This is a genomic window from Aeromonas sp. 600527 (genome assembly GCF_049175415.1).
GTDB lineage: Bacteria > Pseudomonadota > Gammaproteobacteria > Enterobacterales > Aeromonadaceae > Aeromonas > Aeromonas veronii_A.
This window is the reverse complement of the sequence record NZ_JAAKVA010000008.1, coordinates 14,111-38,777: the sequence shown is the minus strand read 5'-3', so window position 1 is coordinate 38,777 and position 24,667 is coordinate 14,111. Positions and strand designations below refer to the sequence as shown.

At 61.8% G+C, this 24,667-nt stretch carries 23 protein-coding genes; 7 read left to right on the top strand and 16 right to left on the bottom strand.

The features are described from left to right. Window position 1: 1 nt before the first annotated feature. The 4 genes from ilvD to ilvG form a co-directional block, all read right to left on the bottom strand. A complete protein-coding gene (ilvD, locus tag G5154_RS11715; RefSeq protein ID WP_421250928.1) occupies window positions 2-1,843 on the bottom strand; it encodes a dihydroxy-acid dehydratase in 1,842 nt (613 codons plus the stop codon). A 145-nt stretch (window positions 1,844-1,988) separates the two neighbouring features. Then, a complete protein-coding gene (locus G5154_RS11710) occupies window positions 1,989-2,933 on the bottom strand; it encodes a branched-chain amino acid transaminase (RefSeq protein ID WP_421250929.1) in 945 nt (314 codons plus the stop codon). Window positions 2,934-2,945: 12 nt separating this feature from the next. Further along, window positions 2,946-3,224 (bottom strand): acetolactate synthase 2 small subunit, encoded by a 279-nt coding sequence (gene ilvM / locus G5154_RS11705; protein WP_005342011.1) that lies wholly within the window; start codon window positions 3,222-3,224, stop codon window positions 2,946-2,948. After that, complete coding sequence (gene ilvG / locus G5154_RS11700) at window positions 3,221-4,867, bottom strand: acetolactate synthase 2 catalytic subunit (protein WP_421250930.1); 1,647 nt, start codon at window positions 4,865-4,867, stop codon at window positions 3,221-3,223. The genes ilvM and ilvG overlap by 4 nt, the downstream gene beginning before the upstream one ends. 384 nt (window positions 4,868-5,251) lie before the next feature. Here ilvG and G5154_RS11695 point away from each other — a divergent pair, with 384 nt between their 5' ends. The 3 genes from G5154_RS11695 (at window position 5,252) to G5154_RS11685 (ending at window position 8,764) form a co-directional block, all read left to right on the top strand. After that, entirely contained in the window at window positions 5,252-6,766 is a 1,515-nt protein-coding gene (locus G5154_RS11695; RefSeq protein ID WP_139407044.1) for a YifB family Mg chelatase-like AAA ATPase, read from the top strand. A 126-nt stretch (window positions 6,767-6,892) separates the two neighbouring features. Further along, window positions 6,893-7,792: an acyltransferase gene (locus tag G5154_RS11690; RefSeq protein ID WP_043823224.1), complete on the top strand. Its 900-nt coding sequence runs from the start codon at window positions 6,893-6,895 to the stop codon at window positions 7,790-7,792. 6 nt (window positions 7,793-7,798) lie between these two features. Then, on the top strand, window positions 7,799-8,764 hold the full coding sequence (locus tag G5154_RS11685; protein WP_421250931.1) for an acyltransferase: 966 nt from the start codon (window positions 7,799-7,801) through the stop codon (window positions 8,762-8,764). Here the strand turns inward: G5154_RS11685 and G5154_RS11680 are convergent. Both G5154_RS11680 and G5154_RS11675 read right to left on the bottom strand, forming a co-directional pair. After that, window positions 8,689-9,195 carry a DUF523 domain-containing protein gene (locus G5154_RS11680; RefSeq protein WP_421250932.1) on the bottom strand — a complete coding sequence of 169 codons (507 nt, stop codon included), beginning with the start codon at window positions 9,193-9,195 and terminating at the stop codon, window positions 8,689-8,691. The genes G5154_RS11685 and G5154_RS11680 overlap by 76 nt on opposite strands. After that, window positions 9,192-9,842, bottom strand: a complete 651-nt coding sequence (locus G5154_RS11675) for an NUDIX hydrolase (RefSeq protein ID WP_005339607.1) — start codon at window positions 9,840-9,842, stop codon at window positions 9,192-9,194. Before G5154_RS11675 ends, G5154_RS11680 begins: the two co-directional genes overlap by 4 nt. 74 nt (window positions 9,843-9,916) lie before the next feature. Between G5154_RS11675 and G5154_RS11670 the strand changes: the two genes are divergently transcribed. Together G5154_RS11670 and pncB are read left to right on the top strand one after the other, a co-directional pair. Then, complete coding sequence (locus G5154_RS11670) at window positions 9,917-10,552, top strand: nicotinamidase (RefSeq protein ID WP_005357452.1); 636 nt, start codon at window positions 9,917-9,919, stop codon at window positions 10,550-10,552. 101 nt (window positions 10,553-10,653) lie between these two features. Continuing rightward, window positions 10,654-11,832: a nicotinate phosphoribosyltransferase gene (gene pncB / locus G5154_RS11665; protein WP_005342020.1), complete on the top strand. Its 1,179-nt coding sequence runs from the start codon at window positions 10,654-10,656 to the stop codon at window positions 11,830-11,832. 71 nt (window positions 11,833-11,903) lie between these two features. On the opposite strand, the gene G5154_RS11660 is transcribed toward pncB, so the two are convergent. From G5154_RS11660 to rph, 9 genes are all read right to left on the bottom strand, one after another. Continuing rightward, window positions 11,904-12,512, bottom strand: a complete 609-nt coding sequence (locus G5154_RS11660) for a thiol:disulfide interchange protein DsbA/DsbL (protein ID WP_005356138.1) — start codon at window positions 12,510-12,512, stop codon at window positions 11,904-11,906. A 137-nt stretch (window positions 12,513-12,649) separates the two neighbouring features. After that, complete coding sequence (locus tag G5154_RS11655; RefSeq protein WP_040095068.1) at window positions 12,650-13,639, bottom strand: serine/threonine protein kinase; 990 nt, start codon at window positions 13,637-13,639, stop codon at window positions 12,650-12,652. 103 nt (window positions 13,640-13,742) lie between these two features. Further along, a complete protein-coding gene (ccoG, locus tag G5154_RS11650) occupies window positions 13,743-15,194 on the bottom strand; it encodes a cytochrome c oxidase accessory protein CcoG (protein WP_421250933.1) in 1,452 nt (483 codons plus the stop codon). Window positions 15,195-15,349: 155 nt separating this feature from the next. After that, window positions 15,350-15,613, bottom strand: a complete 264-nt coding sequence (locus G5154_RS11645) for a YihD family protein (protein WP_005339598.1) — start codon at window positions 15,611-15,613, stop codon at window positions 15,350-15,352. Between the two features lie 30 nt (window positions 15,614-15,643). Continuing rightward, window positions 15,644-16,798 carry a GGDEF domain-containing protein gene (locus G5154_RS11640; RefSeq protein WP_005339596.1) on the bottom strand — a complete coding sequence of 385 codons (1,155 nt, stop codon included), beginning with the start codon at window positions 16,796-16,798 and terminating at the stop codon, window positions 15,644-15,646. A gap of 127 nt (window positions 16,799-16,925) precedes the next feature. Next, window positions 16,926-17,315 (bottom strand): Cu(I)-responsive transcriptional regulator, encoded by a 390-nt coding sequence (gene cueR / locus G5154_RS11635; protein WP_005356117.1) that lies wholly within the window; start codon window positions 17,313-17,315, stop codon window positions 16,926-16,928. Then, complete coding sequence (locus G5154_RS11630; protein ID WP_421250934.1) at window positions 17,316-19,745, bottom strand: heavy metal translocating P-type ATPase; 2,430 nt, start codon at window positions 19,743-19,745, stop codon at window positions 17,316-17,318. Between the two features lie 178 nt (window positions 19,746-19,923). Beyond that, on the bottom strand, window positions 19,924-20,577 hold the full coding sequence (pyrE, locus tag G5154_RS11625) for an orotate phosphoribosyltransferase (RefSeq protein ID WP_010676102.1): 654 nt from the start codon (window positions 20,575-20,577) through the stop codon (window positions 19,924-19,926). A gap of 75 nt (window positions 20,578-20,652) precedes the next feature. After that, window positions 20,653-21,369, bottom strand: coding sequence for a ribonuclease PH (gene rph / locus G5154_RS11620; protein WP_005339589.1), 717 nt, complete (start codon window positions 21,367-21,369; stop codon window positions 20,653-20,655). A 147-nt stretch (window positions 21,370-21,516) separates the two neighbouring features. On the opposite strand from rph, the gene G5154_RS11615 reads away from it, so the two are divergent. Then, the gene (locus tag G5154_RS11615; RefSeq protein ID WP_005342032.1) at window positions 21,517-22,380 is read left to right on the top strand and encodes a YicC/YloC family endoribonuclease; all 864 of its coding nucleotides are present in this window, start codon (window positions 21,517-21,519) and stop codon (window positions 22,378-22,380) included. 112 nt (window positions 22,381-22,492) lie between these two features. Here G5154_RS11615 and G5154_RS11610 read toward each other — a convergent pair whose 3' ends face one another. Beyond that, complete coding sequence (locus G5154_RS11610) at window positions 22,493-23,398, bottom strand: LysR substrate-binding domain-containing protein (RefSeq protein WP_043851532.1); 906 nt, start codon at window positions 23,396-23,398, stop codon at window positions 22,493-22,495. A 120-nt stretch (window positions 23,399-23,518) separates the two neighbouring features. Between G5154_RS11610 and G5154_RS11605 the strand changes: the two genes are divergently transcribed. Further along, on the top strand, window positions 23,519-24,646 hold the full coding sequence (locus tag G5154_RS11605; RefSeq protein WP_120416233.1) for an S-(hydroxymethyl)glutathione dehydrogenase/class III alcohol dehydrogenase: 1,128 nt from the start codon (window positions 23,519-23,521) through the stop codon (window positions 24,644-24,646). Window positions 24,647-24,667 lie beyond the last annotated feature (21 nt).

The window sequence follows — 24,667 nt, the reverse complement described above, 5'->3', positions numbered from 1 at the left end:
TTTATTCCCCCAGCATCGAACGATCGCGCACCGCACCCTTGTCGGCACTGGTGGCGAACATGGCGTAGGCGCGCAGGGCAAAGGAGACCTGACGCTGGCGATCGAGCGGCTTCCAGCCACGGGCTTCGACGGCGACACGGCGGGTGGCCAGCACGCTGTCGGCCACCTCCAGCACCATGCTGCGGGCCGGGATGTTGATACTGATGATGTCGCCATCCTCCACCAGACCGATCGTGCCGCCGGAAGCCGCCTCCGGCGAGACGTGGCCGATGGAGAGGCCCGAGGTGCCGCCGGAGAAGCGGCCATCGGTGATCAGGGCGCACGCCTTGCCGAGTCCCATGGATTTCAGATAGGTGGTGGGGTAGAGCATCTCCTGCATGCCGGGGCCCCCTTTCGGCCCTTCGTAGCGGATCACTACCACCTCGCCCGCTTTCACGGTGCCGTCGAGGATGCCGCTCACCGCGCTCTCCTGACTCTCAAACACCCGGGCCGGGCCACGGAAGGTGAGGTTCTCCTCATCTACCCCGGCAGTCTTGACGATGGCCCCGTTGACCGCGAGGTTGCCGGAAAGCACGGCAAGGCCGCCCTCCTGGCTGTAGGCGTGATCCAGCGAGCGGATGCACCCTTCGGCGCGGTCCAGATCCAGCTCTGGCCAGCGGCAATCCTGACTGAACGCTTTGGTGGTGCGGATGCCGGCCGGGCCGGCGCGGTAGAAGTCCACCACCTCCTGGCTCGGCTGACGGCTGACGTCATATTCATCGAGCTGTTCGACGAGGGAGCAACCCAGCACGGTGCGAGTATCCCCATGCACCAGACCCGCTTTTTCCAGCTGACCCAGGATGGCCACTACGCCACCGGCACGGTGCACATCTTCCATGTGGTATTTCTGGGTGGAGGGCGCCACCTTGCAGAGCTGCGGCACCTTGCGTGACATGCGATCGATGTCGGCCATGGTGAAGTCGACCCCGGCCTCCTGCGCCGCCGCCAGCAGGTGCAGCACGGTATTGGTGGAGCCGCCCATGGCGATATCGAGCGCCATGGCGTTCTCGAACGCTGCCTTGGTAGCGATATTGCGCGGCAGGGCGGTCTCGTCATCCTGCTCATACCAGCGCTTGGCCAAAGTCACGATGCGCTGGCCCGCCAGCTTGAACAGCTGCTCGCGATCGGCGTGGGTCGCCAGCATGGAGCCGTTGCCCGGCTGGGAGAGGCCGAGCGCCTCGGTCAGACAGTTCATGGAGTTGGCGGTAAACATGCCGGAACAGGAGCCGCAGGTGGGGCAGGCGCTGCGCTCCACCTGTTCACTCTGGGCGTCCGACACCTTGGGATCGGCGCCCTGGATCATGGCGTCCACCAGATCCAGTTTGATGATCTGGTCGGAGAGCTTGGTCTTGCCCGCTTCCATCGGGCCGCCGGAGACGAAGATCACCGGAATGTTGATGCGCAGGGCCGCCATCAGCATCCCCGGGGTGATCTTGTCGCAGTTGGAGATGCAGACCATGGCGTCGGCGCAGTGGGCGTTGACCATGTACTCCACCGAATCGGCGATCAGCTCCCGCGATGGCAGGGAGTAGAGCATGCCGCCGTGGCCCATGGCGATGCCGTCATCCACGGCGATGGTGTTGAACTCTTTGGCCACCCCGCCGGCAGCTTCGATCTCGCGGGCCACCAGTTGCCCCAAGTCCTTGAGGTGGACGTGGCCCGGTACGAACTGGGTGAAGGAGTTGACCACGGCGATGATGGGCTTGCCGAAATCCTGATCGGTCATTCCGGTGGCACGCCACAGGGCGCGGGCCCCGGCCATGTTACGTCCGTGGGTGGTGGTGGCGGATCTCAACTTCGGCATGTCTCTACTCCCTGAATGCCCAGCGGGCTCATTAACTCTGGAAATGAAAAAGTGACTCTCGGATCGGGAATCGATCCTGGTGAGGGCACCGCGCAGTGCCCTGACCGGAAGCGACTCGGGGAGGCACAGCGCCTCCCCTCTCTCATCAGTCGTTGACGGGCGTCAGCCAACCCCACTTGTCTTCGGTCTTGCCATTGAACAGGCCGAAGAAGGCGTTCTGCAGCAGCTCGGTCACCGGGCCACGGCTGCCAGCGCCCACCTTCATTCGATCGACGGAGCGCACCGGGGTCACCTCGGCAGCGGTGCCGGTCATAAAGATCTCGTCCGCCACATAGAGCGCCTCGCGGGGCAGCGCCTGCTCGCGCACCTCGTAACCGAGATCGCGGGCCAGCGTCATGATGGTGTCGCGGGTGATCCCGGGCAGGATGGCGGCGGTAGCGGGCGGGGTAAACAGCACGCCGTTCTTCACCAGAAACAGGTTCTCCCCCGCCCCTTCGCTCAGGTAGCCGTTCACATCCAGCGCCAACCCCTCGGCGAAGCCGTTGCGCTTGGCCTCGCGGCTGATCAGCTGGGAGGACAAATAGTTACCGCCCGCCTTGGCGCCGGTGGGAATGGTGTTGGGAGCGAGCCGGTTCCATGAGGTGACACAGACATCCACCCCGTTTTTCAGCCCCTCTTCCCCCAGATAAGCGCCCCACGGCAGAGCGGCGACCATCAGGTCAGCCTTGGCATCCAGTGGCGGATGCAGCCCCAGCCCCACGTTGCCGACAAAGGCCAGCGGGCGCAGGTAACCGCTCTTCAGGCCGTTCTCGCGCACCACGGTGCGGCAGGCTTCATTCACGTCGGCCTCGCTGTAAGGAACGTCCATCCAGTAGATTTTGGCGGAGTCGAACAGGCGGCGGGTGTGCTCCTGCAGACGGAAGATGCAGGTGCCCTTGGGGGTGTCGTAGGCACGCACCCCCTCAAACACCGAGGAGCCGTAGTGCAGGACGTGGCTCATCACGTGCACCTGGGCATCCTGCCAGGGCACCAGTTTGCCGTTGAACCAGATGTATTGGGGGTGAGTGGCGGATTGGGAAGGCTGTGACATTGGCTTGGCTCCTTAAGCTCTGATCCGGGGTTGCTGTTCCAGTGCATCGACCCGGGAGACGTCCACCAACTTCACCAGCTGGCTCCACAACTGCTGGATGGGACGCACCGACTCGACAGTAACCGTGATCCGCAGCTGTTGGCAATCCTGCTCCATATTCAAGGCGCAGAGATTGAAGCCGCGGTGACGCACCACCCGCAGCACCCGCTCCATCACTTCGGGTCTGGGCTGGGCGTGGATATGCAGGGTGTGTTGTGCAAATGCTGGTTGGGCAAGGGTGTGCGGATTCATGGGCGTTGCTCCATCATCTGGTGGTTGGCGACTCCCGGCGGAACCAGGGGCCAGACGTTTTCTTCCTCTGAAATGGCCACATGCAGCAGATAGGCGCTCTCGCTTGCCAGCAGGCGCTCGAGGGCTCCGGCTATCTGCTCCTTGCATGTGATGGTTTCGCCGGGGATGCCGAAAGCAGCAGCCAGGGCGACGAAGTCGGGGTTGTCGGAGAGGATGGTCTCGCTGTAGCGGCCGTCGAAGAACAGCTCCTGCCACTGGCGCACCATGCCGAGGCGCTGGTTATCCAGCAGCACCATCTTCACCTTGAGCTGGGCGCGGCGGATGGTGCCAAGCTCCTGCACGTTCATCATGAAAGAGCCATCACCGCTCACCAGCACCACTTCATCCTCCGGGCGCGACATCTTGGCGCCGATGGCGGCGGGCAGACCAAAGCCCATGGTGCCGAGACCGGCGCTGGAGAGGTGGTTGCGCGGGCTGGTGAAGCGCATGTGTTGGGCGACCCACATCTGGTGCTGACCCACATCGCAGGCCACCACGCTGCTATCCGGTAGCCGGGTAGAGAGCTGCTTGAGCAGAGCTGGGGCATAGATGGCCTGACCCGGATGGTCGTAGCGAAACGCATACTCCCGGGCCATGTTTGCGCAATGCTCACGCCATGGGTCGATGGAGAGGGACATGGCGAGGCGTGGCAACACCAGCTTGAGATCCTGGGTGATACCCACCTCGGCGGCACGGCGCTTGCCGAACTCGGCGGCATCCACATCGAGATGGATCACCTTGGCCTCGGGGGCGAACTCCTCCAGCTTGCCGGTCACCCTGTCGTCGAAACGGGCACCCACCACCAGCAGCAGATCGCACTGCTGCACCGCATAGTTGGCCGCCTTTGTGCCGTGCATGCCGAGCATACCGAGGTAAACGGGACTATCGGGGTCGAGCGCGCCAATCCCCTTGAGGGTGGTGACCGCAGGCATTCCGGTTGCGGCAGCAAAGTCACGCAACTGCTGCTCGGCATTGGCCATGCCCACTCCGCCACCGACGTAGAGCACCGGACGCTCGGCGACAGCCAGCAGGGTGCGGGCTGCGGCCAGATCCGAGGGGTTGAGCACCTCCGGCTCTTCCACCGCAAACAGCGGGCTCTGGGCAGGCACGGCGGCCAGTTGCACATCCTTGGGCAGATCGATCAGCACAGGGCCGGGGCGACCTTCGGTGGCGATGGCGAAAGCTTCTGCCAGCACGCGCCCCAGATCGGCGGCATCGGTCACCATGAAGGAGTGCTTGGTACAGGAGAGGGACATGCCGAGCACGTCGACCTCCTGAAATGCATCGGTACCGATGGCGGAACAGGGCACCTGACCGCTGATGGCCACCAGCGGCACCGAATCGAGCAGCGCCTCTGCCAGACCGGTCACCAGATTGGTGGCGCCGGGGCCGGAGGTAGCGATGCAGACCCCCACCTGACCGGAGGCGCGGGCGTAGCCCACCGCCGCCATGGCGGCGCCCTGCTCGTGGCGACAGAGCTGATGGGCCAGACCACCGTCATACAGGGCATCGTAGACCGGCATGATGGCCCCGCCCGGGTAACCAAACACCTGGGTCACACCCTGTTTCTTGAGAGCCTGTACCAAAAACTGCGCGCCGTTCATGTGGAAAATCCTGTCCTTTGGTCGAAAAAAAACCCCCGAGCAGTGAGGCTCGGGGGTCGCTTGTTTCGTTCTGTCCGGTGGTGGGTCTATCCCTTGTTCCGTGCAGCTAAACGAGCCCCGAGCGGTGAGATAATAATCACCACTAGGACCACAATAATGCTGACGAAACGGGAGGCCATGTTCATAGTTACAACCGGAAATCCTGTGAAATTGGGGCGGTTTCTACCGCGAATGGCTATTAGAACTAGCACGGTGATTTTTATTGGGCAAGCCTTTTTTCTGTGACAACCCACTGATTTTGGCTATTCCCCAGCCGGAACTCTGGAATAAAAAACCAACAACAAGCAGTTAGTCAGAACATATATCAACTCAAGGACGGGATTTATGTCATTAGCTGTGGTTTATAGCCGTGCCAGCCTCGGGATCGCGGCCCCGCAAGTTACAGTGGAAGTTCACCTCTCCAACGGCCTGCCCGCCTTCAACATGGTCGGCCTGCCGGAAACCTCGGTGAAGGAGTCGCGGGATCGGGTCCGCAGTGCCCTGCTCAACGGCAACTTCGAGTTTCCGAGCAAACACATCACCGTCAATCTGGCCCCCGCCGACCTGCCCAAGGAGGGGGGCCGCTTCGATCTGGCCATCGCTATCGGCATTCTCGCTGCTTCCAAACAAATACCCGCAAAATACCTGCTCGATCACGAATTTTTGGGGGAGTTGGCCCTGACCGGCGAAATTCGCCCCGTGCTCGGGGTGCTGCCCGCCGTGCTCGCCTGCCGGGATGCGGGGCGCACCCTGCTGGTACCGCGAGAGAACGGCCCGGAAGCCTCTCTCATTCAGGATGCCGAGGTGCGCACCGCCCATCAGCTGCTGGCTGTCACAGCTTGGCTGGCAGGCCAGTACGAACTGCCGCTGCCGGATCCCCAAAGCGCGGAGAGCCTGCCAGATGTGCCGGACCTGCAGGATGTGATCGGCCAGTCACAGGCCAAGCGGGCGCTGGAGATCGCCGCCGCCGGCAGCCACAACCTGCTGTTCATCGGCCCGCCCGGCACCGGCAAGAGCATGCTGGCGAGCCGATTGCCCGGCATTCTGCCGCCGCTCAGCGAGCAGGAAGCGCAGCAGACCGCCGCCATCCACTCCATCGGCGGCCTCACCCCACGCGCCGGCCACTGGCACCACAGACCCTATCGCACGCCCCATCACAGTGCCTCAGCAGTGGCGTTGGTGGGCGGTGGCAGCCACCCGCGGCCCGGCGAAATATCGTTGGCCCACAACGGGGTTCTGTTTCTGGATGAATTGCCCGAGTTCGAGCGCAAGGTGCTCGACTCCCTGCGCGAGCCGCTGGAGACGGGCCACATCACCATCAGTCGGGCCGCCCGTCAGGTGGATTTTCCCGCTCGCTTCCAGCTGGTCGGCGCCATGAACCCCAGCCCCTGCGGCCACTATGGTGACGGCCAGACCCGCTCCAGCCCGGATCAGATCTTGCGCTACCTCGGCAAGCTCTCCGGCCCCTTTCTCGACCGCTTCGATCTGACTGTGGAAGTGCCACTGCTACCCAAGGGGAGCCTCACCGGCAAGGCGGAGCGGGGGGAGTCTAGCCAGCAGATCCGCGATCGAGTGCTGGCAGCGCGAGAGCGGATGCTGAGCCGCAATGGCAAACTCAACAACCTGCTGGATAGCCGTGAGATAGAGGATATTTGCCGCTTATCGGTGCAAGATGCCGAATTTTTGGAGAATGCCATCCAGAAGCTGGGGCTCAGTATCCGGGCCTGGCACCGCATCCTGCGGGTGTCGCGCACCATCGCCGATCTGGCCGGGCAATCCGCCATCGGCAAGGAGCATCTTATCGAGGCGCTCGGTTATCGCGCCATGGACAGGCTGCTATCGCGATTGCGCAGCAGCTGACAGAAGGGAAAGGGTGAGTCCGACTCCGTAACGGCTCTTAATGGTCTCACGGGCAATCGGCTGATATTATGGCCACAGATCTGACCACTTGATGGCCCTTTATCGACAGCAAGACGGACCCGACTCATGCCCAACAAGCTGACAGAGCGACTGCGCGGCAGCCTCTCCACCCTGCTCTATTTTTTCAACACCCTCTTCTGGTTTGTCCCCATCTTCTCGCTGGGTCTGCTCAAGCTCCTGCTCCCCCTCAAGGGGTGGCGCACCCTCTGCAACTGGCTGCTGGATGGCTGTGCCAGCTGCTGGATCGGTTTCAACAATCTGATCCAGAAAACCATCATCAAAACTCCTTTCGAGGTGGTCGGAGTGGACAAAGGGCGCCGGAATGAGTGGTATATGGTGATTGCCAACCATCAATCCTGGGTCGACATACTGGTACTGCAGCGGGTTTTTAACCAAAAAATCCCCTTCCTGAAGTTTTTCCTCAAGAAAGAGCTGATTTGGGTACCTTTTCTCGGTCTGGCATGGTGGGCGCTCGACTTCCCCTTCATGCGGCGATACTCCAGGAAATTTCTGGAAAAGCATCCCCATCTGAAGGGAAAAGACATAGAAACAACCCGTAAAGCCTGTGCCAGGTTCCGCCACATTCCTGTGAGTGTGATGAACTTCGTCGAAGGCACCCGCTTCACCGGCAGCAAGCATCAGAAGCAGGGCTCGCCCTATCGTCATCTGCTGCTCCCGAAAGCGGGGGGCATCGCCTTTACTCTGGCCGCCATGGGTGATCAGTTGCATCAACTGGTGGATGTCACCATCGCCTATCCGGACGGCATCCCCAGCTACTGGGACTTCATGTGTGGCCGGGTCGGGCAAATAAAGGTTCAGGTCCGCTATTTGCCGATCGACCGCAAGCTGGTGGGGGATTACTTCAATGACCCCGAGTTCCAACAAGAGTTTCAACAGTGGTTGAACGGGATCTGGCACGAAAAGGACCAGACCCTGAGCCAACTGCTGGCAACCAAGGCTCAGTAAACATTCATGCTATCCCTGCTTCCCGGCCCGCTGGTGCTGATCATCAGCGCGGGCCTGACCATCCTTTTCACCGCCTTGTGCGCCAGCCTGATCCTGCTGGTGTCGCTGGCCAAACTGCTGCTGCCGATCCCGGCCTTTGGTCGCGCCTGCAGCCGCCTCAACAACCGCTTCATGAGACTGTGGCTGGCCTGCAATGCGCTGGTGATCCGCCTCACCACCCGTATTGACTGGCAGGTGGAGGACAATACCAAGCTGCGCAAGGATGGCTGGTATCTCATCATCAGCAACCATATGAGCTGGACCGATATCGTGGTGCTCGGCCACCTGTTCCGCGACCGGCTGCCGATGCCCAAGTTCTTTATGAAGCACGAGCTGATCTATATCCCGCTGTTGGGGCTCGCCTGCTGGGGGCTCGATATGCCCTTTATGCGTCGCTACTCACGGGAGTTTTTGCTGAAGAACCCGCACCTGCGCGGCAAGGATATCGAGACAACCCGTAATGCCTGCGAGAAGTTTCGCCATATCCCCACTACCGTCATCAATTTCGTGGAAGGGACCCGCTTCACCGAGCAGAAACGGGATGCTGCCCGCTCCCGCTATCGCCACCTGATGCCGCCCAAAGCGGCAGGACTGGCCTTTACGCTGGCAGCCATGGGCGAGCAATTCGACAGCCTGATCAACGTCACCATCCGCTATCCGGACAACGCCGAGACCCCGTTCAAGGACTTCCTGATGGGGCGGGTGAAACGCATTCAGGTGCGGATCGAAGAGCTGCCGGTGGATGAGGCGCTCATTGGGGATTACTTCAATGACAAGCAGTTCAAGCGCGGTTTTCAGGAGTGGCTAAACCAGCGCTGGCAGGAGAAAGACGAGGTGCTGGAGGGGTGGCAGAGCGGTCAGACGCCGCTGCCGGTTGCCGCCAAATCCGGGGAGGAATCCAAAGAGAGCGCAGAAGCCAACTCGGCCAACTGATCTTCGGAAAAGACAGCAATCCCGTGGCGGCGCAGCAGGGCGGTGGTCTTGCCCTCGCCCGCCACAGAGACCCCTTCGAAGCGGCCGTTATAGATACGGCCGCTGCCACATGAGGGGCTCCCCTCTTTCAGCAGGGCGAAGCGAATGCCCTGCGTCTGACAAATAGCCAACGCCAGCGCGGCGCCGCGATCAAACTCGGCAGTCACATCCAGCCCGCTCGCCGTCACTACCCGCTCGCCCTGCCGCTCGGCAGGAGGGCGCGGGGTCAGCAAACCGCCCGCCACTTCGGGGCAGAAGGCCAGCACCCGCCCCTCGGCACCCAGCGCACTCAGCCAGTCGCTGACAATCCCCTTGCTCTGGCCGTCGTAACGCACCGGCTGACCCAGCAGGCAGGCACTCACCAGCACCTTGTGCACGCTGGTCTTACTCATGCTTCCGCTCCGTGCATCACCTGATCGAACATCACGCAGCAGGGGCTCTCCAGCCGGTAGAGGATGGCAGGACGCTGTTTGCCGGTGCGCTTGCGGCCGGTATCCACCAGAATGTCGGCGCGATGGATCCGCTTGCGAAATGCCGCCGTATTCATGGGTGTTTGCAGGATGATTTCGAAGGCGCGCTGCACCTCGGAGAGGGTGAACTCGGGCCCCAGCAGTTGCAGCGGCAGGGTGCTGTAACGGCTCTTGATCCGCAGCCGCTCCAGTCCCTTGGCGATAAGCTGGACATGGTCGAAGGCGAGGCTCAGCCCCGGCAGGTTGGCGAGCGGATGCCAGCAACCGTGGATCGCCTCCACTTCCGGATCGACCAGACAGAGATAGACCAGGGTCGTGGACCAGCCGCGGGGATCCCGCTCCAGATTGCCGAGGGTGCAGACCTGCTCGCTGTAGCAGTGACCGAGCCCCCACTCCGCCAGCAGACGGCGCTGGGCGGCATCCAGATCCCGATCCCGGGTCTCGTCGATGCGCAGCGCCGGCAGTTGCCAGCAGTGGGCAAAGGGGGGGCGATCGCGGGTCTCGAGGAGCAGCTCGAGCCGCTCCTCATGCAACCGCAGCACCACCATATCCAGACTCATTCTCAGCATGCCGATCGCCCTGCTCGCCTTCCATTAATGTTTGGTAGATAATATCACACGAATAGTATGTGCAGGAGCCAATCATGGGAACCGTCGCCAGCCTGGATATTGATGCGCAGAAGGGCTTTACCCCCCTCTGCCCGAACGAACTGCCCGTCGCGGGCGGTGATGATATTGTGGCTGCGCTCAACGCTCAGGCCACCCTCGCCACGCTGCGGATCGGCAGCAAAGACTCTCACCCTGCCAATGCCGACTGGGCCGTTTCTGACCCCGCCGGCATGCTGCTGCCGCTGGATCTGCCCAACGCCGACCTCACCTGGCCGGTGCACTGCGTACCGGGTAGCAAAGGCTTCGAGCTGCTCGACGGCCTACCCGCTCCCATCGACTATGACTTCTTCGTCTGGAAGGGGGTCGAACCGGATCTCCATCCCTACGGCACCTGCTTCCACGACCTGGCCGAACGGCGCAGCACCGGACTCATCGAATTCCTGCAAGCCCGCAAGGTCGATACCGTACTGGTCGGCGGCCTCGCCACCGACTACTGTGTCAAAACCAGCGTGCTGCAACTGCGCCGCGCCGGTTTCCGGGTGATCGTCCATCTCGATGCCTGCCGTGGCATCGCCCCCGCGACGGTTGCCAGCGCCCACACCCAGATGATTGAGGCTGGCGCCGAACTGGCCCAGACCCTGATCGATGTACAACGCCTGCTGGACGCCTGATATGCCACCGATTCTTACCAGCCTGCTCGACACCGACGCCTGCACGTTACATATGCGGCAGGGGAGCTCCATCGTGCTCACCAGTCTGCGAGGAGCCTGATATGCCCCCAATCCTCACCAGCCTGCTCGACACCGACGCCTACAAGCTGCATATGCAGCAGGCGGTGTTCCATCGCTATCCGGATGCCGAGGTGGTGGCCGAGTTTCACAGCCGCAATGAAGAGGATCTGCTGCCCATGATGGGGCAGATCGAGGAGCAACTGCGCCTCGCCGGTTCCCTGCGACTGACCAGGCCAGAGCTCGATTTTCTGGCCGAGCGTCCCTTCTTCACCCCTGACTACCTCGACCACCTGCGCCGCAAGCCGCTCGACGCCTCCCTGCTCAAGGTGTTCGAGCAGGATGGCCGCATCAATGTGCGGGTCGAGGGCCCCTGGCAGGATGTGATCCTGTGGGAGATCCCGGTGCTCGCCATCATCAGCGAGATGCGCAACCGCTTCCGCTACCCCCAGTTCGGCGTCAGCCACGCGCTGGAGCGGCTCGATCAGAAGATCGACAAGCTGGAGAAGGAGCTGAGCAGCGACGAGATGAGCGAGTTTAACCTCATCGACTTCGGCACCCGCCGCCGCTTCTCTCACGCGGTACAGGATGCGGTAGTGGGTCGCCTCAAGGAGCGGCTGCCGGCGTTTCGCGGCACCAGCAACTACATGCTGGCCCAGAAGTACAAGCTGCCCGCGGTCGGCACCCAGGCCCATGAGTGGTTCCAGGCGCACCAGCAGCTCGGCTTCCCGCTGGAGCACAGCCAGCGCGCTGCCCTCACCAGCTGGCTGGACGAGTTCACCGACCATCTCGGCATCGCCCTGACCGACTGCATCACCATGGATGCCTTCCTGCGGGACTTCGACTTCGAGCTGGCCAGCAGCTATCAGGGCTTGCGTCACGACTCCGGCGATCCCGTGGTGTGGGGCGAGAAGGCGATCAGCCACTATCAGCGGCTCGGCATCGACCCCACCGACAAGACCCTGGTCTTCTCCGACGGGCTCAACCTCGACAAGGCGGTGCAGCTGTTCCGCCACTTCCGTGGCCGCATCAACACCAGCTTCGGCATCGGCACCAAGCTCACCTGCGATCTGCCCGGTGTCAGCCCGATGAACATCGTCTTCAAGCTGATCGAGTGCAATGGCGGCCCGGTTGCCAAGATCTCCGACAGCCCGGGCAAGACCCTCTGCCGGGATGCGGAGTTTATCCGCAACCTCAAACAGGCGTTCCACGTCGGGGTCTGATCTTCGAAATCGCCAGAAAACAAAAAGCCCGCCGGTTCACACCGGCGGGCTTTTTATCGACTCAAGGGGTATCAGTCTTTCTTGGCCAGCAGGAACTGCACCAGCTTGTTGAACTGCTCTTGAGAGGTGATGGATTCAATCTTCACCATGTACTTGCCGTTCACCAGGAAAGCCGGTACACCGCGAATGTTGTAGCTCTCGGTGTTGCGATCAAACTGGGAGACCATGCCGGAGACGGCGAAGCTGTCGACGGCACCGTCGAACTCTTCAGCCGGTACGCCGTTATCCACGAAGATCTTCTTCACATCGTCACGGCTCATCGGCGGCTGACGCTGGGTGTGGATCTTGTTGAAGATGGCCGGAGTCAGCTTGGCTTCAGCGTTGAGCAGGCTGGCAACGGCGTAGGCACGCTGCATCTCGGGGCCCATTTCGCGGCCGAGGAAGGCAACCGGGTTCTTCTTGAGGGGCACACCCTCTGGCAACCCGGCCTTCAACTGTTCAACGATCGGTTCGAAGGTAGCGCAGTGCGGGCAATAGTAGGAGAAGAACTCCATCACTTCCGGCTGAGCACTGCCAGTCTGTTTGACCACATCGTAGTTGACGCCTTCCTTGAACTCGGGGGCGGCGTGAACCATGGGGATCATCAGCATGGCAGCAAGGAAAAATAGAACTTTTTTCATGATGTTTCCTGTTAAGGGATCACTGTGAGGCACGCCCGGCGAACCGAAGCAGTGCCAAGCCTATTGTTTCGCCATGCTGACGTCAATGGTCAGGGCCGGAGATCGAGTCCCGCTTTCCTCGCAAGATCCCTTCTATTTCACCAGTTTGGCATCAGGCTCAACGGTGGCGCCTTGAGTGCCTCCAGCTGATCGTGCAGTGTCGCTATCTGTTGACGCCAGTAGTGATCGGTATTGAACCAGGGGAAGTGACGGGGGAAGGCAGGATCTTCCCAGCGCCGTGCCAGCCAGGCCATGTAGTGAACGATGCGCATCGCCCGCAGCGGCTCGATCAGCGCCAGCTCCCGCGAGTCGAACTCCATAAACTCCTCGTAGCCCGCCAGCAGGGTATCGAGCTGGATCTGCTGCTCGTGGCGCTCGCCGCTCAGCATCATCCAGAGATCCTGAATCGCGGGGCCGGTGCGGCAATCATCGAGGTCGACAAACATGGGGCCATCGCGCCAGAGGATGTTGCCCGGGTGGCAATCGCCATGCAGGGAGATCTGCGCCACATCCAGGGTCATGGCGTCGCTGACATGCTTGATCAGCTCGTCGAGTACCCCGAAGAATTGCTTCGCCAGCCCGCTTGGCAGCCACTCGCCAGACGCCAGCAGCTGACGCGGTTCATGCAGCATGCTCTCCACATCGAGCCGCACCCGATGGTGAAACGGCTTGCTGGCGCCGATCTGATGAATGCGACCGAGGAAACGCCCCACCCACTCAAGCTGGTCGAGATTATCCACCTCGAACTGGCGGCCACCGACGCTCTGCCAGATGGCAAAGGGGTAACCCTCGTGCTCCAGCAGGGTCTCGCCCGCGAAGGCGAGCGGCGCGGCGACCGGGATCTCAGCCTCTGCGAGACGGGTGGCAAACTCGTGCTCTTCGAGGATCTGGGCCCGGCTCCAGCGGCCGGGACGGTAGAACTTCACCACATAGCGGCGACGATCCTCATCCTGAAACTGATAGACCCGGTTTTCGTAGCTGTTGAGCTCGATAAGGCCGGAGTCGAGTCGCAGGCCACTGAGATCGAGCGCATCCATGATGAGGTCGGGATTGAGGTCGGAATAGTTGAAACGCATGTCATCCACCATAAGAAAGGGGCGCCGTTGCGCCCCATTCTATCACTACTGACCGCCATTGCCGTGCTCGCTGGTGACCGGACTGGTGTCACATCCGGCACACCACCACATGCAGTTACAGCCGGCTGATAAACTTGCTGCCCTGGCGCAGGTTGCCCTTGCTGTCATCAGGGGCAGCTCCCTCCCGCTTCAGCACGAACTGGATATCCAGCGTTGGTCGTTTCAGGTTGTAGGGGTCGACCGCCAGACTGACCGGCAGGGTATAGATCTCGCCCGCCTTCAGGGTCACTTCACGGGGGCCGAACCACTGATACTCGGGCAAGCCCTCCACATCCAGCTGGTAGGTCTGGGACTGCAGGGTCTTGTTGAGGATCTTGAGGGTGTAGGTGTTCTCAATCAGCCCCTCGCTGTTTTCGCGGAACAGCTGGTTGCGATCCCGCAGGATATCGAGCCCCATCGGCATGATGGACATGGCGTTGTAGACAAAGACCCCCAGCATCACCGCCATCACCAGCCCGTAACCAATCAACTTGGGCCGAGCCACATGGGTGGAGTCGTTGGCCAGCTTGTGCTCGGTGGTGTAACTGATGAGCCCTTTCGGGTAGCCCATCCGCTCCATGGTCTGGTCGCAGGCATCGACGCAGGCACCGCAGTTGATGCACTCATACTGCAGGCCATCGCGGATATCGATACCGGTCGGGCAAACCTGCACGCAGAGATCGCAGTCGATACAGTCACCCAATCCCATCGCCTTGGGATCCGCCTTGCGGGAGCGGGCGCCACGGGTCTCGCCACGCTTGGTGTCATAGCCGACGATGAAGGTGTCCTTGTCGAACATGGCGGACTGGAAGCGGGCATAGGGGCACATGTGGATACACATGATGGCACGCATCCAGCCCGCGTTGCCGTAGGTGATGATGGTGAAGAAGATCACCCAGAACAGCACCCATCCGCTGGCCTGCAGAGTGAAGAGGTCCGGCACCAGTTCAGTTACATCCTGGAAGTAGGCGACGAAGGTCAGGCCGGTTACCAGCGAGATCGCCAGCCAGGCCAGATGCTTGGCCCCCTTGCGGGCCAGCTTCTCGCCGCTCCAGGGCGCCTCGTCCAGCTTGCGCCGCTTGTTGGCGGGCCCTTCCAGCTTCTCTTCAAACCAGATGAACATGAAGGTCCAGACCGTCTGCGGGCAGAGATAGCCACACCAGACCCGACCGAGGAAGGTGGTAATAAAGAAGAGTCCGAAGGCGGCGATCATGAAGAGCCAGGCGAGCAGGGTCAGATCCTGCGGCCAGATGGTGGCGCCAAAGATATGGAACTGCTGGTGACCGAGGTCGAACAGCACCGCCTGTCGCCCGTCGTAACGCAGCCAGGGCAGCAGCACGAACAGCGCCACAAAGAACCAGCCCATGGCCTTGCGCATCCGCTGCCAATACCCTTTCTGGGCCCGCACATAGATGCGGTTGCCCGGGTTGAATCTGTCGTCGCTGGCTTTGAACGTATTGGGGTTGAAGGTCCCGGTTACGCCCTTGTTGGTGACGTCCTTGATATCGATTTTATCGTGGTCGGCCATTGCAAGACATCGCTCCCTTATTTGTTATGGAGCGGATTATATCTTAAACAGCATGCTAATTGTGTGGATTAGATGTATCTAATATTGGGGTTGGATCGCAATTTTCGGCAACAAAAAAGCGCATCACCACGAGGTGATGCGCTTCCGCTAAAGATTCACTTGATTCCGCGAGCCTTGAGCAGTGCCTCTTTGAAATCGGGCACATGATCCTTGGCCAGACCGGGGATCATCGCCTGCTTGTCGGATTCCCGCATCTTGAGGTGATAGATCAGCATGTCGTCGGTCAGCTCGGACAGAGGCCCTTCAAATCCCGCTTCTTGGGCCAGTTTGGCAACAAACTGCACCAGGCTGAGATCCTGTTCCTTGATCCAGGCAGGCTGCAACAACTCCAGCAGCTCTTCGATACGATGACATTGCATAGACAACCTCTTTAATCTGTCACGTTAAATTCAGGCAACCTTACCCATCAAGGCTACTTCGATTCGATCCCGCCCATTATGCTTGGCCTGATACAGGGCCGCATCCGCTTTTTGGATCAAATCGGCGATTTTCATGCTGTTGTCCGGTATCAGTGTCGCAACACCAAAACTACATGTGACCCGACCGGAGACCAGTGACTTCTGGTGCGGGATGGCCAGCTCCTTGAGCGCCTGCCGCACATTGTCGGCCACCTGCAGTGCCCCCTGCATGCCGGTGCAGGGCAGCAGCAAGGCGAACTCTTCGCCCCCGTACCGGGCCGCCAGATCGTCCTCGCGCCGCTCCACCTCGGCCAGCAAACCAGCCACCTGTTGCAAACAGTCATCCCCCAGCTGATGGCCGTAGAGATCGTTGAACTGCTTGAAGTAATCCACATCCACCAGCACCAGCGACAACGGCGCCCGGGCGCGATGGCAGCGCCGCCAGGCCCGCTCCAGAGAGTCGTCGAGATGGGCGCGGTTGGCGATGCCGGTCAGGCCGTCGAGGCGGGAGGTGAGACGCAAATGCTCGGAGACCGCCTTCAGTTCGGCCACCAGCTCGGCGTTGGAGAAACGGTGGTGGAGCGAGGCGATCTGATCCCGCCGCATCCGGCGCAACAGGGTCGGCAGAAAGACAAACAGATAGCCCGCCAGCATGCAGGAGACAATCCGCTCCTGCTCGTTGCCATTGCCCAGCTCGAACAGCATCGCCATGCCCAGCGGCAGGGCGGAACCATAGAGGGTGCGGCGGCTGCCAAACAGCATGATGGCGCTGCCGGTAAGAATGAGACTGGAGAGCATCATCATGGCGGCCCGGTAGGTATCGGGCAGCTTGTCCATGTAGAGCAGCACCCCGAGGGCCCAGATGATGGAGGTGATGGTGGCTCCGATAAAGAGCTCCCGCTCCAGCACCGGCAACGGCGTCTGGTGCAGGCGGGCTCGGCGCCAGCGCAGGTGCCAGCCCCGACCCAGTAGCCACAGGAAAGTGCCTGCCAGCCAACCGAGTGCTTCGATGGCGGGTAGATAGTCGTGAAACAGCAGACTCCAGCCAAATGCCAACACGCCCAAACAGGGGAGACTGAACGATGCATGGGTATAGAGCTGGGCCATGATGGCCTGCTTAACCTGACGTGTCACACTCTGGGTCAACTGAGTACTCCTGTACAAGAGCCGAGCAGTCTACCATTACCCCCTGACCCGCAACAATAAAGCGCCGCTTATTAAGAAGTTAATCAATCAATAACGATTTCTTCTGCGCTGGCAGGTGAGTCCTTGCTCACCCCTTCTCCAATTCATCGAGGATCGGACACTCGGGATTTTCATCCCCGTGGCAGCAGCAAACCAACCCTTCCAGGGAGGTAAGCATGGCCTGCAAACCGGCAATGCGGGCGCGCAGATCGACGATCTTCTCCTGCGCCAGCTTCTTCACCTGGGCGCTGGTTCTGTGTTCGTCCCGATAGAGTGCCAGCAGCTCCTGACACTCTTCCAGATTGAAGCCGGTCTCCCGCGCCCGCTTGACGAAACGCAGCTCGCGCAGCGCCCCCTCGGTGTAACTGCGATAACCGTTGTCACTGCGTACCGGGGCTGTGATGAGGCCAATGCTCTCGTAATAACGGATGGTCTTGGCGGTCAGCCCAGTGGCCTTGGCAACCTTGCTGATGTTCATTTATGCCTCCTTACTGATCGGGTTGGATGCTGGCCCGTGCGCCGCCCTGGGCTGCCAGCGTTTCAATAACAGGGAATTGCTCAAAACGGTGATGCTGCTCAGGGCCATGGCCGCCCCCGCCAGCTCGGGGCTCAGGTAGCCTAGCGCCGCCAGCGGAATGCCAATGATGTTGAACACGAAGGCCCAGAACAGATTCTGCTGTATGGTGCGCCAGGTCGCCGCCGAGATGTCGATGGCATCGGCCACCAGCCGCGGATCAGAGCGCATCAGGGTGATGGAAGCGGTCTCCATCGCCACGTCGGAGCCGGAGCCCATGGCGATACCGACATCCGCCGCCGCCAGCGCCGGGGCGTCGTTCACCCCGTCCCCCACCATGGCCACCATCCCGCGGGTTTGCGCCCGCAGCGCCTCCACTTTCTCCACCTTGCCCGCTGGCAGCACGGAGTCAAAGGCCCCGTCCAGCCCCAGCTTGGCGGCGATATGGGCCACCGGCGCCGGTGCATCGCCGCTCACCAGCCAGCTGGCGATGCCGCGCTGGCGCAGGGTGGCGATGGCTTCCGGGCTCTCGGGGCGCAGGGTATCGGCCAAAGCAGCGATACCAACCACAGCACCGTCGATGGCAACCCAAACCCGGGTCGCCCCATCGGCGGCTTGTTCATCCTGTTGCGGCGGTTCAATGCCGAGCTGGGCTAGCAGGGAACCATTGCCGATGGCGACACTGTGGCCCGCCACCTGACCGACTATGCCGGCACCGACCCGCACCTCGACCGCGTCGGGCTGAGGCAGTGCCACCCCGCTGCCGACCGCCTCGCGCATCGCCAGCGCCAGCGGGTGTTCGCTCGCCTGCTGCAGGGCGGCGGCCAGATGCAACTGCTCGTCATTGCCGCTCCAGCTGGCTAGCACCGGCTTGCCTTGAGTGAGCGTGCCGGTCTTGTCGAAGATCAGCGCCTTGATGGCGTGGGCCTTCTGCAAGGTATCCACATCCTTGATCAGGATGCCGTGGCGCGCCGCGACGCCAGTGCCGGTGACAATGGCCGCCGGGGTCGCCAGCCCCAGCGCACAGGGGCAGGCGATCACCAGCACCGCCACCGCTGCCAGCAGCGCCTGACCGAAGTCGTTGCTGATGGCGTACCACACCAGCAGGGTGAACAGGGCAATGGCCATCACCACCGGCACAAACACGGCGGAGACCTTGTCCACCAGCTGCTGCAGCGGTGCCTTGCCCATCTGGGCACTCTCCACCAGCGCGATGATCTTGCTGAGGCTGGAATCCTCCCCCACGGTCGTGGCTTCGATCTCCAGCACGCCGGAGCGGTTGATGGCTCCGCCCAGCACCTTGTCGCCCGCACTGCGCGGCACCGGCAGACTCTCGCCGGTGAGGATCGATTCGTCCAGTTCGCTGGCGCCGCTAACGATTTTGCCATCCACCGGCACCCGCTCGCCCACCAGCACCCGCAGCCGATCGCCGCGCAGCACCTCGTCGATGGCGACGCTTTGCCAGCTCTCGCCACGCCAGACGGTGGCGGTTTCCGGCCGCAGCGCCATCAGTTCGCGAATGGCGGACTGGGTGCTGCGTCTGGCCCGTGCCTCCAGCAACTTGCCGAGGGAGATCAGGGTAATGATGATGGCGCTCGCCTCGAAATAGAGCTTGCCGCTAGCAGCCATCCCCAGCGTCAACAACAGATAGAGGCTGTAGAAGTAAGCGGCGCTGGTGCCGGTTGCTACCAGCACATCCATATTGGCTGCGCGGTTCTTGATGGCGAGCCAGGCACCGCGATAGAAGCGGGCGCCGATCCAGAACTGCACCGGGGTGGCGAGCAGCAGCTCCAGCCAGGCGGGTAGATGCCAGGGGAACAGTCCGGCCATGGCCAGCATCCCCACCAGCAGCGGCAACGTCAGCAAAGCCGAGACGATGACCCGAGTTTGAGCCTGACGGGCTGTGGCGGCCTCCTGCGCTTCCCGCTCCAGCAACTGCTGGCGGCGGCCACTGGCCGAGCCTTGTGCCAGCTGAGCACCAAAGCCGAGCGCTTCGATCTGCTCGCGCAAAGCGGCCGGGGTCTGCATCCCGGGGACCAGCACGACCCGGGCCTGTTCGATGGAGAAGTTGACCTCGGCCGAGATAACGCCGGGCAGCGCCGCCAGCATCTTGTTCAGGCGGGCCGAACAACCGGCACATGTCATGCCGGTAATTTGAAACAAAAGGGTCTCGCTGCCGTAGTCGTAACCCTGGCTCTTGATACTGTCGAGCACCACAGGCAGGCGGTCGGGGCTGGCCAACTCGATAGCCGCCTGCTCCAGCGCGAAATTGACGGTGGCCGATACCCCGTCGAGTTTGTTGAGGCTGGTCGCGATGCGGCCTGCGCAGTTGGCGCAGCTCATGCCGCTGAGCGGCAACTGCAGATGAATGGGTGATTGAAGATGAGTGGTCATGTTGTTCCTCCCCGGAACCCGTCGGCACCACAAAACGCCGACTGGCAAACCCTAACCTTTACTGTAAGGGCAAGCTCAAGCCACATGATCCACTTTTTGCAGATGAAAAAACGGCGCCCGTTTGCTGCCAGAGAGCAAACGGGCGCCGCATTCAGCTATTGCGCGGTGTGAGCTGAACTCAGATACCGTACTGAGCGCGGTAAGCCTTCATGGCCGCCAGTTGCGCTGCCAGCTCCGGCTGTTCGGCCTGCTTCTCTTCCAGATACTGGATCAAGTCGCTCATCTGGATGATGGCGATGATGTGGGCGCCGTAGTCACGCTCCACTTCCTGAATGGCGGAGAGTTCGCCCTTGCCCTTCTCCTGACGGTCCAGCGCGATCAGCACGCCCGCCAGCGAGGCGCCGTTGGCCTGGATCAGATCCATGGATTCGCGGATGGCGGTACCGGCGGTGATGACATCGTCCACCAGCATGATGCGACCTTTGAGCGGGCTGCCCACCAGATTGCCGCCCTCGCCGTGATCCTTGGCCTCCTTGCGGTTGAAGCACCAGGGCACGTCCACATCGTGCTGCTCCACCAGCTGCACGGCGGTGGCGGAGGCGATGGGGATCCCCTTGTAGGCCGGGCCAAACAGCACATCGAACTCGATACCGGCATCCATCAGGGCGGCGGCATAGAAGCGGCCGAGACGGGCCAGATCGCGGCCGCTGTTGAACAGACCGGCGTTGAAGAAGTAGGGGCTTTTACGACCGGATTTCAGGGTAAATTCACCGAATTTGAGGACCTGTTTCTCCAGGGCGAATTCGATAAATTGACGCTGGTAGGCTTTCATTCTGGCTCCTTGCTTGGCTTGTCGTTGTCTTGTGTGGGGGTATAAAAAAACGCGGTCAATGCCGCGTTTTTAAAATCAGGAGAGCGACTGCTTCTGCAGCGCAATGATGTCGGCGATGCCGCCCTTGGCGAGCGCCAGCATCTCCAGCAGCTCTTCATGGGTGAAGGGCTCGGCCTCCGCAGTGCCCTGCACTTCGATGATGCGACCATCTTCGGTCATCACCACGTTCATGTCGGTCTCGGCGGCGGAGTCTTCGATGTACTCCAGATCGCAGATGGCTTCTCCCTGATACATGCCGACGGAGACGGCGGCGATCATCTGCTTGAGCGGGCTCTGCTTGATCATGCCCTTCTCGACCATCCAGTTCAGCGCATCCACCAGCGCCACGCAGGCACCGGTAATGGAGGCGGTGCGGGTGCCGCCATCGGCTTGCAGCACGTCACAGTCAACTGTGATGGAGTGCTCGCCCAGCGCAGTCAGGTCTACCGCTGCGCGCAGGGAGCGGGCGATCAGCCGGGAGATCTCCAGAGTGCGGCCACTCTGCTTGCCGGAGGCCGCTTCGCGGTTCATCCGGGAGTGGGTGGAGCGCGGCAGCATGCCGTATTCTGCAGTCACCCAGCCCTGGTTCTTCCCTTTCAGGAAGCGAGGCACGCTGGTGTCGACGCTGGCGGTGCAGAGCACGCGAGTGTTACCGAACTCCACCAGCACTGAGCCTTCTGCATGTTTGGTGAAATTGCGGGTAATGGTAACCGGGCGAAGTTGCGCGGCACTGCGATCGCTTGGACGTGACATGGAACGGACCTCTGGGCTGGCTCAAATTGGCGGGGGATTATAAGTGATCCCGCCCCAAATATCAGCCGCTAAAACCACGGCATCGGCTGACGAGCAGGGCCGGGCTGAGTATACTGGCCGCACACTTCATCAAGCCCGGAACAATCAATGATTCACAGCATGACCGCCTACGCCCGCAAGGAATTCAAGGGCGACTGGGGCACAGCCGTTTGGGAAATTCGTTCGGTCAACCAGCGCTATCTGGAAACCTACATTCGCCTGCCGGAGCAACTGCGCAGCCTGGAACCGGTACTGCGTGAGCGTTTCCGCGCCAAACTGCAGCGCGGCAAGGTGGAGTGCAACCTGCGTTTCGAGGCTGCTCAGGCCGCAGCCAGCCAGCTGCACATCAATGAAGAGCTGGCCAAGCTCATCATCGACAGCGCCAGCTGGGTAATGAAAGAGGCGGGTCAGGGCCAACTCAATCCGGTCGACGTACTGCGTTGGCCGGGCGTCATGGCTGCCGCCGAGCAGGACATGGACGCGGTCGCCACCGAGCTGCTCGGCGGTTTTGACCAGACCATGGAAGATTTCCTCGCCTCCCGCGCCAGCGAAGGGGCCAACCTCAAGGCGCTGATCGAGCAGCGTCTGGCCGGTATTCAGGTGGAAGTGAAGAAGGTGCGCGTCCACCTGCCGCAGATCATCGAGTGGCAGCGCCAGAAGCTCACCGACCGTCTGGCCGAAGCCAAGGTTGAGCTGGATCCGGCCCGCATCGAGCAGGAGATCGTGCTGCTGGCCCAGAAGATCGACGTGGCCGAAGAGCTGGATCGTCTGGAGATGCACATCAGCGAAACCAACAAGATCATGAAAAAGGGTGGCGCCTGCGGCCGTCGTCTCGACTTTATGATGCAGGAGTTCAACCGCGAGTCGAACACGCTTGGCTCCAAGTCCATCAACGCCGAAGTGACCCAGTCCGCCGTCGAGCTGAAAGTCCTGATCGAGCAGATGCGCGAGCAGATCCAGAACATCGAATGATGGGTCGCTGACTATCCGGTTGTTGCCTGCAAAAGAGCCCTTGATTCCTCAAGGGCTCTTTTATTTTCTGGCCATGAGATTTCCACCAGTGAGCCAACGAGCGAGAGACGCCCTAGCCTATAGGCATCACCAGTGCCGGTTGGTGCGGGTCGCTCAGCCGCTCGGCGAGGTAGTCCACCAGCATCCGCACCTTGGGGGAGAGGTGGCGGTTATGGGGATAGAGGGCCCAGATCCCCTCCGCCGGGGCCCGCAGTTCGGGCAGCAGCTCGATCAATTCGCCTCGGGCCAGATGGTCGCTCACGTAGTAGTCCGGCAGCTGGATGATGCCGATTCCCTTGAGCGCCGCATCCAGCAGGGCGTGGCCGCTGTTGCACTGCAGCAGGCCGCGCACCCGCACGCTGTGGGGGCGGCCATCCAGAGTGAAGTGCCACTCGTCGCTGTTGCCCACCAGACAGGTGTGGCGGGTCAGCTCGGAGAGGCTGTTGGGCATGCCGTGGCGAGCGGTGTAGGCCGGTGAGGCGCAGACATAGGGCACCCGCTGCGCCAGCTTGCGTGCCACCAGCGTCGAATCCTTGAGGTGGCCAAGCCGCAGCGCCAGATCGTAGCCTTCGTGCACCAGGTCCAGCAGCTGGTTGGTGAGGTTGAGGGTCACCTCCAGCTGGGGGAAACGCACCATGAAGTCGTTCACCAGCGGGGCGATGCGGCTCTCGCCGTAGGAGACGGGTGCCGTGATGCGCAGCGACCCTTGCGGTACCGCCTGATGGCGCCCCACCGCCAGCTCCGCCTCGTAGAGGTTGTCCAGCAGCTGACGACAGTGGCGATAGTAAATCTCGCCAAGTTCGGTGAGCCGCACCTGACGGGTGGTACGCAGCAGCAGCTTGGCCTGCAGCCGATCTTCCAGCTGTGCCACCTGACGGCTGACCTGCGCCACCGACACTCCCAGCTTGCGCGCCGCCGGGGTAAAGCCCCCCTGCTCCGCCACGCTGACAAATTCACAGATCCCTTCCCAGCCGAACATTATTACCTGTGTGTAAAAGTGATTTGAGATTTGCCCTCATTATCACCAAATCGGCGGGAAACTACACTGACTGTCCGAACTCATCTCTGTTCACCCTGCTCAACAAGAAGGATGTCATTCATGGCACAGGTTCAAAGCATCAAGTGTAAAGCCGCCATCGCCTGGGGCCCGGGTCAGCCCCTCTCCATCGAAGAGGTCGAGGTCATGCCGCCGCAAGCGGGCGAGGTGCGGGTGCGCATCGTCGCCACCGGTGTCTGCCACACCGATGCCTTCACTCTCTCAGGTGAAGATCCGGAAGGGGTCTTCCCCTGCATTCTCGGCCACGAGGGGGGCGGCATCGTCGAATCGGTCGGCGAAGGGGTCACCAGCGTCAAAGTCGGCGATCACGTGATCCCGCTCTACACCCCCGAGTGCGGCGAGTGCAAATTCTGCAAATCCGGCAAGACCAACCTCTGCCAGAAGATCCGCGCCACCCAGGGCAAGGGGCTGATGCCGGACGGCACCACCCGCTTCTCGAAAGATGGCCAGCCCATCTATCACTACATGGGCACCTCCACCTTCAGCGAATACACGGTACTGCCGGAGATCTCCATCGCCAAGGTGGACCCGGCCGCCCCGCTGGAAGAGGTCTGTCTGCTCGGTTGTGGCGTCACCACCGGCATCGGCGCCGTGATGAACACCGCCAAGGTGAAAGAGGGTGAGAGCGTCGCCATCTTCGGGCTGGGGGGCATCGGCCTCTCGGCGGTGATCGGGGCTCGTCTGGCCAAGGCCGGTCGCATCATCGCCATCGACATCAACGAGAGCAAGTTCGAACTGGCCCGCAAGCTGGGTGCCACCGACTGCATCAACCCGAACGACTACGACAAACCGATTCAGGAGGTGATCGTCGAACTGACCGATGGCGGCGTCGACTTCTCCTTCGAGTGCATCGGCAACGTCAAGGTGATGCGCGCAGCGCTGGAGTGCTGCCACAAGGGCTGGGGCGAGTCGGTCATCATCGGCGTCGCCGGAGCGGGTCAGGAGATCAGCACCCGTCCGTTCCAGCTGGTGACCGGTCGGGTCTGGCGCGGCAGCGCCTTCGGCGGGGTACGCGGTCGCAGCGAACTGCCGAGCTATGTGCAGCGCTACATGCAGGGCGAGTTCCGCCTCGATGACTTCATCACCCACACCATGCCGCTTGAGCAGATCAACGAGGCATTCGATCTGATGCACCAAGGCAAGAGCATCCGCACCGTCATCCACTACTGAGCATGATCACCCCGCCCGCCA